The 12,851-nt window shown below is 73.6% G+C and carries 12 protein-coding genes; 10 read left to right on the forward strand and 2 right to left on the reverse strand.

Annotated elements, in window-relative coordinates; all coding sequences use genetic code 11:
- The first annotated feature begins 94 nt into the window (after window positions 1-94).
- From hrcA to AOQ37_RS34760, 5 genes are all read left to right on the forward strand, one after another.
- A complete protein-coding gene (gene hrcA / locus AOQ37_RS34740; protein ID WP_020127761.1) occupies window positions 95-1,111 on the forward strand; it encodes a heat-inducible transcriptional repressor HrcA in 1,017 nt (338 codons plus the stop codon).
- Complete coding sequence (dnaJ, locus tag AOQ37_RS34745; protein ID WP_062650554.1) at window positions 1,112-2,248, forward strand: molecular chaperone DnaJ; 1,137 nt, start codon at window positions 1,112-1,114, stop codon at window positions 2,246-2,248.
- Between the two features lie 133 nt (window positions 2,249-2,381).
- Window positions 2,382-3,470, forward strand: coding sequence for a nitronate monooxygenase (locus tag AOQ37_RS34750; RefSeq protein ID WP_062650555.1), 1,089 nt, complete (start codon window positions 2,382-2,384; stop codon window positions 3,468-3,470).
- Complete coding sequence (locus AOQ37_RS34755) at window positions 3,467-4,213, forward strand: 16S rRNA (uracil(1498)-N(3))-methyltransferase (RefSeq protein ID WP_062650557.1); 747 nt, start codon at window positions 3,467-3,469, stop codon at window positions 4,211-4,213. Before AOQ37_RS34750 ends, AOQ37_RS34755 begins: the two co-directional genes overlap by 4 nt.
- A gap of 25 nt (window positions 4,214-4,238) precedes the next feature.
- Complete coding sequence (locus AOQ37_RS34760; RefSeq protein ID WP_062650559.1) at window positions 4,239-4,631, forward strand: VOC family protein; 393 nt, start codon at window positions 4,239-4,241, stop codon at window positions 4,629-4,631.
- On the opposite strand, the gene AOQ37_RS39245 is transcribed toward AOQ37_RS34760, so the two are convergent.
- On the reverse strand, window positions 4,573-4,968 hold the full coding sequence (locus tag AOQ37_RS39245; protein WP_078890506.1) for a hypothetical protein: 396 nt from the start codon (window positions 4,966-4,968) through the stop codon (window positions 4,573-4,575). The two genes, AOQ37_RS34760 and AOQ37_RS39245, sit on opposite strands and share 59 nt — an antisense overlap.
- A gap of 80 nt (window positions 4,969-5,048) precedes the next feature.
- On the opposite strand from AOQ37_RS39245, the gene AOQ37_RS34765 reads away from it, so the two are divergent.
- The 5 genes from AOQ37_RS34765 to AOQ37_RS34785 all read left to right on the forward strand — a co-directional run bounded on the left by AOQ37_RS34765 (window position 5,049) and on the right by AOQ37_RS34785 (window position 11,234).
- A complete protein-coding gene (locus tag AOQ37_RS34765) occupies window positions 5,049-5,558 on the forward strand; it encodes a hypothetical protein (protein WP_062650561.1) in 510 nt (169 codons plus the stop codon).
- A gap of 45 nt (window positions 5,559-5,603) precedes the next feature.
- Window positions 5,604-8,804: a S41 family peptidase gene (locus AOQ37_RS34770; protein ID WP_062650563.1), complete on the forward strand. Its 3,201-nt coding sequence runs from the start codon at window positions 5,604-5,606 to the stop codon at window positions 8,802-8,804.
- Between the two features lie 153 nt (window positions 8,805-8,957).
- Entirely contained in the window at window positions 8,958-9,311 is a 354-nt protein-coding gene (locus AOQ37_RS34775; RefSeq protein WP_062650565.1) for a histidine triad nucleotide-binding protein, read from the forward strand.
- A 7-nt stretch (window positions 9,312-9,318) separates the two neighbouring features.
- The gene (locus AOQ37_RS34780; RefSeq protein ID WP_062650567.1) at window positions 9,319-10,224 is read left to right on the forward strand and encodes a ribonuclease Z; all 906 of its coding nucleotides are present in this window, start codon (window positions 9,319-9,321) and stop codon (window positions 10,222-10,224) included.
- A 20-nt stretch (window positions 10,225-10,244) separates the two neighbouring features.
- The gene (locus AOQ37_RS34785) at window positions 10,245-11,234 is read left to right on the forward strand and encodes an adenosine deaminase (protein ID WP_062650569.1); all 990 of its coding nucleotides are present in this window, start codon (window positions 10,245-10,247) and stop codon (window positions 11,232-11,234) included.
- 96 nt (window positions 11,235-11,330) lie between these two features.
- Here the strand turns inward: AOQ37_RS34785 and AOQ37_RS34790 are convergent, their stop codons facing one another.
- Window positions 11,331-12,608, reverse strand: coding sequence for an MFS transporter (locus AOQ37_RS34790; protein WP_062650571.1), 1,278 nt, complete (start codon window positions 12,606-12,608; stop codon window positions 11,331-11,333).
- Between the last annotated feature and the right edge of the window lie 243 nt (window positions 12,609-12,851).

Below are 12,851 nucleotides of genomic sequence, written 5' to 3' on the forward strand. Positions count from 1 at the left end.
GTACACTGGGCCGGGGAACGCTGGCACTCGAATGTGAAGAGTGCCAGACGAGGCGCCCAGGGGACTGGGGACTACTGCTGGAGGTGTGCGCGCGATGCTGAGTGAACGCAGGCTCCAGGTGCTGCGCGCCATCGTCCAGGACTACGTCGGCACCGAGGAACCGGTGGGGTCGAAGGCGCTCACCGAGCGGCACAGCCTCGGCGTGTCCCCGGCGACGGTCCGCAACGACATGGCCGCCCTGGAGGACGAGGGATACATCGCCCAGCCGCACACCAGTGCCGGGCGGATCCCCACCGACAAGGGCTACCGGCTGTTCGTCGACAAGCTGGCCGGCGTCAAGCCGATGACCGGTCCCGAGCGGCGGGCCATCCAGAACTTCCTCGACGGCGCCGTCGACCTCGACGACGTGGTGGCCCGGACGGTACGGCTGCTCGCGCAGCTCACCCGGCAGGTCGCCGTGGTGCAGTACCCGTCGCTGACCCGCTCGACCGTGCGGCACGTGGAGCTTCTCTCGCTCGCGCCCGCCCGTCTGATGCTCGTGCTGATCACGGACACCGGCCGGGTCGAGCAGCGGATGGTGGACTGCCCGGCGCCCTTCGGGGAGGCCTCGCTGGCGGATCTACGCGCGCGGCTCAACAGCCGGGTCGCGGGGCGCCGGTTCGCGGATGTGCCGCATCTGGTGGAGGATCTGCCGGACGCCTTCGAGACCGAGGACCGCGGCACGGTCACGACGGTGCTCTCCACCCTGCTGGAGACACTCGTCGAGGAGAACGAGGAGCGGCTGATGATCGGCGGTACCGCCAATCTCACCCGCTTCGGACATGACTTTCCCCTCACCATCCGTCCCGTCCTGGAGGCTCTGGAGGAGCAGGTCGTGCTCCTCAAGCTCCTTGGCGAGGCGGGGGATTCGGGCATGACCGTACGCATCGGTCACGAGAACGCCTATGAGGGACTCAACTCCACTTCGGTGGTGTCGGTCGGCTACGGTTCGGGCGGCGAGGCAGTCGCCAAGCTGGGCGTGGTCGGACCGACCCGCATGGATTACCCGGGAACGATGGGAGCGGTACGAGCGGTGGCACGGTACGTCGGACAGATCCTGGCGGAGTCGTAGGTGGCCACGGACTACTACGCCGTTCTCGGCGTGCGCCGCGATGCGTCGCAGGAAGAGATCAAGAAGGCCTTCCGGCGGCTCGCGCGCGAGCTGCACCCGGACGTCAACCCGGACCCGAAGACCCAGGAGCGGTTCAAGGAGATCAACGCCGCCTACGAGGTGTTGTCGGACCCGCAGAAGAAGCAGGTCTACGACCTCGGCGGCGACCCGCTGTCGCAGTCGGGCGGCGGTGGCGCGGGCGGCTTCGGCGCCGGCGGCTTCGGGAACTTCTCCGACATCATGGACGCGTTCTTCGGCACGGCGTCGCAGCGCGGTCCGCGCTCGCGTACCCGGCGCGGCCAGGACGCGATGATCCGGCTGGAGATCGACCTCGAGGAGGCGGCCTTCGGCACCACCAAGGACCTCCAGGTCGACACGGCGATCGTCTGCACGACGTGCAGTGGCGAGGGCGCGGCCCCCGGCACCAGTGCGCAGACGTGTGACATGTGCCGCGGCCGCGGCGAGGTGTCGCAGGTGACGCGGTCCTTCCTCGGACAGGTCATGACCTCGCGGCCGTGTCCGCAGTGCCAGGGCTTCGGCACCGTGGTGCCGACCCCGTGCCCGGAGTGCGCGGGCGACGGGCGGGTGCGCTCGCGCCGGACCCTGACGGTGAAGATCCCGGCCGGTGTCGACAACGGCACCCGGATCCAGCTGGCGGGCGAGGGTGAGGTCGGCCCCGGCGGCGGCCCCGCCGGCGACCTGTACGTGGAGATCCACGAACTGCCGCACGCGCAGTTCCAGCGGCGCGGGGACGACCTGCACTGCACGGTGACCCTGCCGATGACGGCGGCGGCGCTCGGCACCAAGGTGCCGCTGGAGACGCTGGACGGGCTGGAGGAGGTCGACATCCGGCCCGGCACCCAGTCCGGGCAGTCGATCCCGCTGCACGGCCGGGGCGTCACGCATCTGCGCGGTGGCGGCCGGGGCGACCTGATCGTGCACGTCGAGGTGCAGACGCCGAGCAAGCTCGACCCCGAGCAGGAGCGGGTGCTGCGGGAGCTGGCCAAGATGCGCGGCGAGGAGCGGCCCACGGGGCAGTTCCAGCCCGGGCAGCAGGGGCTGTTCTCCCGGCTGAAGGACGCCTTCAACGGGCGGTGACGGCGGTGTGGCCGGGGGCGCTTTCCCGCCCCCGCCGCCCTTTCCCGCCCCCTCCCGGTGCTCGGAAGAACCGGCACGTGCCAATGGGAAGGGTCGATTCGGACTTGTTCGGAGGACGTGACAACATGCCGTCATGTCCTCCGCACTGACCGATCTCTTCCCGTATCCGATCGTGCAGGCCCCCATGGCGGGCGGTGTTTCCGTCCCGCGGCTCGCCGCCGCCGTGTGCGAGGCCGGTGGGCTCGGGTTCCTCGCCGCCGGGTACAAGACGGCCGACGGCGTCTACCAGGAGATCAAGCAGCTGCGGAGCCTCACGGCCCGTCCCTTCGGCGTGAACCTGTTCATGCCGCAGCCCGAGTACGCGGAGCGGGGCGCCGTCGAGGTCTACGCCCACCAGCTGGCCGGTGAGGCCGCCTGGTACGAGGCCGAGCTGGGCGACCCGGACAGCGGTCGTGACGACGGCTACGACGCCAAGCTCGCGGTGCTGCTGGACAACCCGGTGCCGGTGGTCTCGTTCCACTTCGGCGTCCCGAGCGCCGAGGTGCTGGAGTCCCTGCGCCGGGCGGGAACGTTCACCCTGGTCACGGCGACCACCGCCGAGGAGGCCCGCGCGGTGGAGCGGGCCGGCGCGGACGCGGTGATCGTGCAGGGCGTGGAGGCCGGCGGCCACCAGGGCACCCACCGGGACAACCCGGAGAACGACCGTTCCGGCATCGGGCTGCTCGCGCTGATCGCCCAGGTCCGTGAGGCCGTGAACCTGCCGGTCGTCGCCGCGGGCGGGCTCATGCGGGGCAGCCAGATCGCCGCGGTCCTCGCGGCCGGCGCGAGCGCCGCCCAGCTGGGGACCGCGTTCCTGGTCACGCCCGAGTCCGGCGCGCACGCCGTGCACAAGCAGGCGCTGACCAACCCCCTCTTCGTGCGCACCGAGCTGACCCGCGCCTTCTCCGGTCGCCCGGCCCGCGGCCTGGTCAACCGCTTCCTGCGCGAGCACGGCCCGTACGCGCCCGCCGCCTACCCGGAGGTCCACCACCTCACCTCGCCGCTGCGCAAGGCGGCCGCCAAGGCGGGCGACGCGCAGGGCATGGCGCTCTGGGCCGGCCAGGGCCACCGGCTGGCCCGCGAACTGCCCGCCGGACAGCTGGTGGAGGTCCTGGTGTCCGAACTCGCCGCCGCGCGGACAGCGTTGTCGGAGTTCCCGGCCGGTGCGGGCGGTGCCGCGTGACGGCGCCCGTCTTCGTCGTCGACGAACTGCCCTCCTCGGCAGCCGAGTTCGTGCTGGACGGTCCCGAGGGCCGGCACGCCGTGTCCGTGAAGCGGTTGCGGACCGGCGAGGAGGTCGTCCTCACCGACGGCGGCGGACGCTGGGCGCGCGGCGAGGTCGTCGCCGCCGAGGGCAAGGACCGGCTCGTGGTGCACCTGGGAGAGGTCGTCGAGGAGCCCGCCGAGGCGCCCCGGATCACCGTCGTCCAGGCGCTGCCGAAGGGCGACCGGGGCGAACTGGCCGTCGAGACGATGACCGAGACCGGCGTCGACGCGATTGTGCCGTGGGCGGCGGCGCGCTGCATCACCCAGTGGAAGGGCGAGCGCGGCGCGAAGGCGCTCGCCAAGTGGCGGGCCACCGCCCGCGAGGCCGGCAAGCAGTCCCGCCGGGTCCGCTTCCCCGAGGTCGCCGAAGCGTCGACGTCCCGGCAGGTGGCGCAACTCCTCGCCCGCGCCGACTTCGCCGCCGTCCTGCACGAGGACCGGGACTACGGCAGTGAGCCGCTGGCCACCGCCGCCCTGCCCGCCGCGGGCGAGATCGTGCTCGTCGTGGGCCCCGAAGGGGGCGTCTCACCGGACGAGTTGGCGCTCTTCGCGGAGGCGGGCGCGAAGGCGTACCGGCTCGGGCGGAGCGTGCTGCGCACCTCGACCGCCGGAACGGCGGCCGCGTCCCTCATCCTGGGCAGGACCGGCCGCTGGTCCTGACCCGCCCGCCCTCCGGGAGGACATCGTGGAATTCGTCCAGGTAAGGCTGCTGGTCACCGACTTCGCGGCCTGCTACCGCTTCTACGCCGACGTCCTCGGCCTCAAGCCGCAGTCGGGGGCGGAGCGGGGACCGTACGAGAAGTTCTCGCCCGTCACCGGTTCGACGGGGATAGCCATCCAGGACCGGGCGATGATGGCGGAGGTGCTCGGCGAACTGGGCGGCACGGCGAACGGCCACCGCTCCCTGGTGGCCCTGCGCGTCGACGACCTGGACGCGATGTGCGAGCGGATCACCGCCCGCGGCGGCACCCTGATCCACGGCCCCGCCCCGATGGCCGACCGGATGCGGGTGGCCCACCTCAAGGACCCGGAGGGCAATCTCGTGGAACTCCAGGAATGGCTGCTGCTGCGCGGCTGAGCGCGACGGCGGTGAACAGCTCCCAGCCGTCCAACTCGCCGTCCAGGGGGAGCAGTTCCCTTTTGACGGCCTCGTCGACGAAGGCGCGCACCACACCGGGTCGGTTGAGGTTGAGGTGATGGTGGCGGTCGCCCACCCCGCCGCTGTGTCCGTAGGCGACGCTGCCCACGTAACGCCCTTCACCGTCCTGGAAGACGAGGTGGGTGCGCACCCCGTCCCGGTGGAGGGTGAGCACCTCCTGGCAGGGCCCTCCGTCCCCGTGCCGGTGGCGGACCGTCCACACATAGGTGGTCGTCCCGTCCACGACGAGGGTTCTCCGGCGGCGCTGATCGCTCATGCGTCCAGCGTAGGAGCCGGCGCGGAATGTGACCGCATGCGGGCTACCGCGCCGCCCGCCCGGGTGGCACGCTGCCGTCCATGGGGGCATCGAGGCGTATTTGGCTTCTCCCGTTGGTGGCCGCGGCGTCGGTGGGGGCCGTGGCGTGCGAGCCAGGCGGGCTGAGCAGCATGTCCGTGGCATACACCACCGACGAGGCCGCGACGGCCGAGATCCAGCGGCGGGACGTGGACGTGCGCTGGCTGACCTGCACGGCCCAGTACGAGGACCAGGAGGGGAAGGCCGGGACCGTCGCGTCCGTGGACTGCCGCGGGGAGACCGCCGACGGGCGGGACATCACCGTCAAGGGCAAGGTCGCCCGGGCGGTCGACGGAGCCTGTGTGCGCGGGGATCTCGCCGCCGACGTCGGTGCGAAGCAGCTGTTCCGGGTGAGCGGGCTCGGCGACTGCGAGTCCGCGACGCCGTCGCCGGTGGCCCCGTCCGGTTCCGACCGGCCCGGCGGCCGGCCGACGGTCACCGTGACCGTCACCGTCACGAAGACCGTCGACGGGGGCGGGGACGGAGGTGGCGGGGGTGGTGGAAAGAAGTGATCGAAACCCCTGACCTGCGCTCCCGGCGTTGCATACATTGATGCGGTGACACAGCCCGCGACGCCTGCCGCATACCTCCGATACCCCCATCCGCACGGCGACTCGGTGACCTTCACCGCCGAGGACGACGTGTGGCTGGCCCCCCTCGACGGCGGCCGCGCCTGGCGGGTCAGCGCCGACAACGTGCCGGTCACCCTGCCGCGGATCTCGCCCGACGGCACCACCGTGGCCTGGACCTCCTCCCGCGACGGCGCCCCCGAGGTGCACATCGCCCCCGTCGACGGCGGCCCGTCGACCCGGCTGACGTACTGGGGGAGCCGGCAGACCCGGGTGCGGGGCTGGACCCCGGACGGCCGGGTCCTCGCCGTCAGCACCTACGACCAGGCGACCCTGCGCCGCAGCTGGGCCCGCGCCGTCCCGGTGGACGGCGGCCCCTCGACGACCCTGCCGTACGGGCCGGTCGGCACGGTCGCGCACGGCCCGCACACCGTCCTGCTGTCCGCGTCGATGGGGCGTGAGGCCGCCCACTGGAAGCGCTACCGGGGCGGCACGGCCGGCAAGTTGTGGATCGACCGGGACGGCGACGGGGAGTTCGTCCGGCTGCACGCGGGACTCGACGGCAACATCGAGGACCCGGTCTGGGCCGGGGAGCGGCTGGCGTTCCTTTCGGACCACGAGGGCACGGGGGCCCTGTACTCGTCCCTCGCCGACGGGTCCGACCTGCGGCGGCACACCCCCCTCGACGGCTTCTACGCCCGGCACGCCGCCGGCGACGGTACTCGGGTCGTGTACATGTCCGCGGGCGAGCTGTGGCTCCTCGACGACCTGGACGGCGCCGAACCGCGCCGCCTCGACATCCGCCTCGGCGGGCAGCGCACCGACCGCCGCCCGTACCCCGTGGCCGCCGCCCGGTGGCTGGGCGGGGCCGCGCCCGACCACACCGCGCGGGGCAGCGCCGTGGAGGTGCGCGGTGCCGTCCACTGGGTGACCCACCGCGCCGGACCGTCCCGCGCGCTCGCCGCCGAACCCGGCGTCCGGGCCCGGCTGCCGCGCACCTTCCGCACGGAGGGCGAGGAGTGGGTCGTGTGGGTGACGGACGCCGAGGGGGAGGACGCGCTGGAGTTCGCCCCGGCCACCGGGACCGCGCCCGGCGCCACCGCGCGCCGGCTCGCCGCCGGACGGCTCGGGCGGGTCCTGGAACTCGCCATGGCGCCCGACGGCAGCCGGGCCGCCGTGGCCGCGCACGACGGGCGGCTGCTCCTCGTCGAACGGGAGACCGGTGAGGTCCGCGAGGTCGACAGCAGCCCCGACGGCGACGTGTCCGACCTGGTCTTCTCACCCGACTCCGCCTGGCTGGCCTGGTCGCACCCCGGGCCGCGCCCGCTGAGCCAGCTCAAGCTCGCCAACGTCACCGACCTGTCGGTCACCGAGGCGACCCCACTGCGCTTCCGGGACTACGCGCCCGCCTTCACCCTCGACGGCAAGCACCTCGCGTTCCTCTCCACGCGCGCCTTCGACCCCGTCTACGACGAGCACGTCTTCGACCTCTCCTTCGTGGCCGGGGCCCGCCCGCACCTCATCACCCTCGCGGCGACGACCCCGTCCCCCTTCGGACCGCAGCGGCACGGCAGGCCCTTCGACGCCCCCGACAAGGACGAGACGCCCGACAGCGAGGGCACCCCGGCCACCCGCATCGACCTCGAAGGCCTCGCCGACCGGATAGTCCCCTTCCCGGTGGAGGCCGGCCGGTACTCCGGGCTCACCGCGGCGAAGGACGGCGTGCTCTGGCTGCGCCACCCCGTGCGCGGTGTCCTCGGCGCCTCCCGGGCCACCCCGGACGACCCCGACCCGCACACCGAGCTGGAGCGCTACGACCTCGCCCAGCAGCGCATCGAACACCTCGCGGCCGACGCCGACGGCTTCGAGGTCAGCGGCGACGGCAAGCGGCTGCTGCTGTGGACCGACGGCAAGCTCAAGGTCGTCCCGAGCGACCGGCGCGCCTCCGGCGACGAGGACAGCGACAGCAACATCACCGTCGACCTCGGCCGGGTCCGCCGTACCGTCGACCCGGCCGCCGAGTGGCGGCAGATGTACGACGAGACCGGCCGCGTCATGCGGGACAACTTCTGGCGGCCCGACCTGGGCGGTGTCGACTGGGACGGCGTCCTCGACCGCTACCGCCCGGTGCTGGACCGGCTCGCCACCCACGACGACCTCGTCGACCTGCTGTGGGAGGTGCACGGCGAACTCGGCACCTCGCACGCCTACGTCACCCCGCGCGGCGGGCGCGGCGGCCGGCAGGGCCTGCTGGGCGCCGACATCTCCCTTCACCCGGACGGCAGTTGGCGCATCGACCGGGTCCTGCCCTCGGAGACCTCCGACCCCGACGCGCGCTCCCCGCTGGCCGCGCCCGGCGTCGCGGTGCGGCCCGGTGACGCCGTCGTCGCCGTCGGCGGGCAGCCCGTCGACCCGGTCACCGGACCCGGACCGCTGCTCGTCGGGACCGCGGGCAAGGTCGTCGAGCTGACGATCTCCCCGTCGGGCGGGGGCGAGCCGCGGCACGCCGTCGTCGTCCCCGTCGCGGACGAGGAGGCGCTGCGCTACCACGCGTGGGTCTCGGACCGGCGGGCGTACGTGCACGAGGCCTCCGGCGGCCGTCTCGGATATCTCCACGTGCCCGACATGCAGGCGCCCGGATGGGCCCAGATCCACCGGGACCTGCGGGTCGAGGTCGCCCGCGAGGGGCTGATCGTGGACGTCCGGGAGAACCGGGGCGGGCACACCTCCCAGCTGGTCGTCGAGAAGCTCGCCCGGCGCATCGTCGGCTGGGACCTGCCCCGCGGGATGCGGGCGTCCAGCTATCCGGAGGACGCGCCCCGGGGGCCCGTCGTCGCCGTCGCCAACGAGTTCTCCGGGTCCGACGGGGACATCGTCAACGCGGCGATCAAGGCGCTCGGGATCGGGCCGGTGGTGGGCACGCGCACCTGGGGCGGGACGATCGGGATCGACAGCCGGTACCGGCTGGTGGACGGGACGCTCGTCACGCAGCCGAAGTACGCGTTCTGGCTGGAGGGGTACGGGTGGGGAGTGGAGAACCACGGGGTCGACCCCGACGTCGAGGTCGTCTGCGCCCCCCAGGACCACGCGGCGGGGCGGGATGTCCAACTGGACGAGGCGATCTCGCTGGCGCTGGCCGCACTGGAGGAGACCCCGGCGAAGACGCCTCCGCCGCTGCCCGGGTCATAGCCCGCCCGGCGTCGCGGCGACCGTCCGGGGGCTGCCGCCCCCGGACCCCCGCTCCGGCCCGGAGGGCCTCGTCCTCAGGCGCCGGACGGGCTGGATCCACCCACCCCCCGCTACCATGCCCCGTACTGATCAACCGTCTGAGGAGGAGCCCGCATGGCAGGGGAACCGCAGGACGACTGTCTGTTCTGCAAGATCGTCGCGGGGAACATCCCGGCGACCATCGTGCGGGAGACCGGGACGACCATCGCCTTCCGGGACATCAACCCGCAGGCGCCCACGCACGTCCTGGTGATCCCGAAGGCGCACTACCGGGACGCCGCCGCCCTGGCCGCCGGTGCGCCGGAGCTCGCCGCCGACGTGCTGCGCGAGACGCAGGCGGTCGCGGACGAGGACAAGCTGGAGAGCTACCGGGTCGTCTTCAACACCGGCGCAGGCGCCGGTCAGACCGTCTGGCACGCGCACGCGCACGTCCTCGGTGGCCGCGGCCTGCACTGGCCCCCCGGGTAGGCCCGCCGTGTCCGTACGTGAACTGGTGGTCCTCGGAACCGCCAGCCAGGTTCCGACCCGCCATCGCAACCACAACGGCTATCTGCTGCGCTGGGACGGCGAGGGCATCCTCTTCGATCCGGGAGAGGGCACCCAGCGCCAGATGCTGCGGGCCGGGGTCGCCGCGCACGACCTCAACCGGATCTGCGTGACGCACTTCCACGGCGACCACTCCCTCGGCCTCGCCGGTGTCATCCAGCGCATCAACCTGGACAAGGTCCCGCACCCGGTCACCGCGCACTATCCGCGTTCCGGGCAGCGCTTCTTCGACCGGCTGCGCTACTCCACGGCCTATCGCGAGACCGTCGGCATCACCGAGGCCCCGGTCGACGCGGACGGCGTCCTCGCGACCACCGCGTCCTACCGGCTGGAGACCGCCGCTCTCTCGCACCCCGTCGAGTCCTACGGCTACCGGATCGTCGAGCCCGACGGCCGGCGCATGCTGCCCGAGCGGCTGGCGGCGCACGGCATCAAGGGGCCGGACGTGGGCCGGATCCAGCGGGAGGGCTCGGTCGACGGGGTGTCACTGGACGAGGTCAGCGAGGTGCGGCGCGGACAGCGGTTCGCGTTCGTCATGGACACCCGGCTGTGCGAGGGCGTGCACGCGCTCGCCGACGGCGCCGACCTGCTCGTCATCGAGTCGACCTTCCTCGACGAGGACGAGCGACTCGCCACCGACCACGGCCATCTGACCGCCGGTCAGGCCGCGCGGGTGGCCCGGGACGCCGGGGTGCGGCATCTGGTCCTCACCCACTTCAGCCAGCGCTACTCCGAGCCGGACGAGTTCGAGCGGCAGGCGCGGGCGGCGGGCTTCGAGGGCGAGCTGACCGTGGCGCACGACCTGCTACGGGTACCGGTTCCGAAACGTCGGTAAAACGCCCGTACGATACTTTGATGCCCCTCCCCAAAGCTGAACTGCACCTGCACATCGAAGGAACTCTGGAGCCGGAGCTGGCTTTCGAGCTGGCCGCCCGCAACGGGGTCGTACTGCCGTACGGCGACACGGACGAGCTCCGCGAGGCGTACCGGTTCGAGGACCTCCAGTCCTTCCTGAACCTGTACTACGAGCTCATGGCGGTCCTGCGCACCGAGCGCGACTTCGAGGACCTCGCGAACGCCTACCTCGCGCGGGCCGCCGCGCAGGGCGTGCGGCACGCGGAGATCTTCTTCGACCCGCAGGCCCACCTCGCCCGGGGGGTCGGCATGGGCACCGTCGTGGACGGGCTGTGGCGCGCGCTGGGCGACAGCGAGGCCCGGCACGGCGTCTCGACGCGTCTGATCATGTGTTTCCTGCGCGACGAGTCCGCCGAGTCGGCGCTGGAGACCCTGGAGGCGGCCCGGCCCCACCTCGACCGGATCACCGGGGTCGGCCTGGACTCCGCCGAGGTCGGGCATCCGCCGGTGAAGTTCCGCGAGGTCTACGAGGCGGCGGCCGCTCTCGGACTGCGACGCGTCGCGCACGCCGGTGAGGAGGGGCCGCCGGAGTACATCACGCAGGCCCTGGACGTGCTCGGGGTGGAGCGCGTCGACCACGGCCTGCGGTGCATGGAGGACCCGGCCCTCGTCGAGCGGCTGGTGCGGGAGCGGATCCCGCTGACGCTGTGCCCGCTGTCCAATGTGCGGCTGCGGACCGTCGACGTGCTCGCCGACCATCCGCTGCCCGCCATGCTGGACGCCGGGCTGCTGTGCACGGTCAACTCCGACGACCCCGCCTACTTCGGCGGGTACGCCGGCGACAACTTCGACGCCGTGGGCGCCGCCCTTGGCCTGGGCGAGGAGCGGCTGCGCGAGCTGGCCCGCAACTCCTTCACCGCCTCCTTCCTGGAGGACGACGAGGAGCGGCGGGCGCGGTATCTCGCCGAGGTCGACGCCTACACGTTCTAGGCGCGGCCCGTCCTGGCCGGGCCCGGTCGGTGCGCCCATCGGCGGGCCAGGGCGGCGCGAGCCGGGCAGCGGGCGGGGACGGGCGGGCGGACGGCCTCAGTCGGCGGGCCCCGGCGCGGCACCCGCCGGCCGGGGGCCGGCCGTGCCGTACGCGTCGCGGACCGGGACCGCCGAGCCCTCCACCCGGAACTCCACCACCCGCGGCTCCGGAGCGCCGCCCCGCCGCAGGACCGCGCCCGCGACCCGCGGGCCGCCCGCGCGCAGGGCGACGGCGGTCATCGGCACCGCGACGACGAGCAGCCCCGCCCCCAGCACCAGCCCCATCACCGGGAACCCGGCCCACGCCGACAGCACGCTCCCGGTCAGCGGCCCCGCCGCCGTCCCCAGCGAGCCCGCCGACCCGACGAGCACCGCCCAGCGGCCGCGCGGGTCGAGCGATGCCGCCAGCCCGATCAGGTACGACAGCACGATCGGGTAGAGCGTGTTCCAGGCGATCTCCCCGGCCGCGAAGCTCACCGGGCCGGTCGCGCGGGCGCTGGCGACGACACAGCCGGCGATCAGCACGGTCCCGGCGCCGATGGGCACCGCCCGCCCGAGCCGGGCCCCGAGCGCCCCCGCGCCCAGCACTCCGGTGAGCCCGGCTCCCAGCGCCACCGCGAAGACCACGCCGACACCGGTCTCGGTCAGGTGCGCCTGGGTCAGACCGATGCGTCCGCTGACGCCCCAGAGCGCGTTCTGGACCAGCGACCAGCAGGGCATGGCGGCGGCCAGGACCAGCCCGGCGCGCAGCCGAGGCAGCCGCGGCCGGTCTTCCGGCCGGGTGCGGACCGGTGCCGTCCGGCCGGGCAGACGCCCCGTCAGCGGCCATACGGCGAGCGCGGTGAGGGCGATCGCGGCCAGCGGCTGACCGCGGCCCGCGCCCAGGTGCGGCACCGTCAGATAGACCGCGCCCGCCAGCGCGGAGACCCCGAGCAGGCCTGCCGTGGAGACGCGGTGCGGGTCGGGATGGGCGGCGATCCGGGTGGCGGCGACCGCCGTGACCGTGCCGGAGCCGAAGCCGCCGAGGACCGCGCCCGCGATCACGGCGGTCACCTCACCGGCGAGGGCGGCACCGCCGTAGCCCAGCACGGCGAGGGTCAGTCCGATCCGGGCGAGGGTCCGCGCCCCGATCCGCTCCACGCGGGAGGCGAGCAGGAACCCGGCGGAGGCCGAACCGAGCAGCAGGGCGCTGCCGACGGCGCCGGCCTCGGTGGCGGACAGCGGCAGCCCGGCGTCCAGTCGGCCGACCACGGTCGGCAGCAGGTAGGGGGCGAGGTACCCGGCCGTGAACAGGGCGACGACGGGCCAGGGCAGGGTGGTGCGAGGGGCGGGCACGGGCGTTCCAGGGCATGCGGAAGGGACGGCTCGGAAGGGGCCGGAGGAGGGGTGGGGCGCCGACCGTCGACGGACAGGAACGCGCGGGCAATTTGTATCAAGCACGCGGTTCGAGAAGAAGCGCAGGGTGGGTGATCTGAATCACTTTGAGTTTGGGGTCAGGAGGGAGGGGTAGCGGCATGGCCCCTCCGTGTCGGTCCGGGACGCGAAAGGCCGGGTCGACGGGGGTGGGGAAGGTGCGCT

The organism is Streptomyces maremycinicus (genome assembly GCF_001184025.1).
Taxonomy (GTDB): Bacteria; Actinomycetota; Actinomycetes; order Streptomycetales; family Streptomycetaceae; genus Streptomyces; species Streptomyces maremycinicus.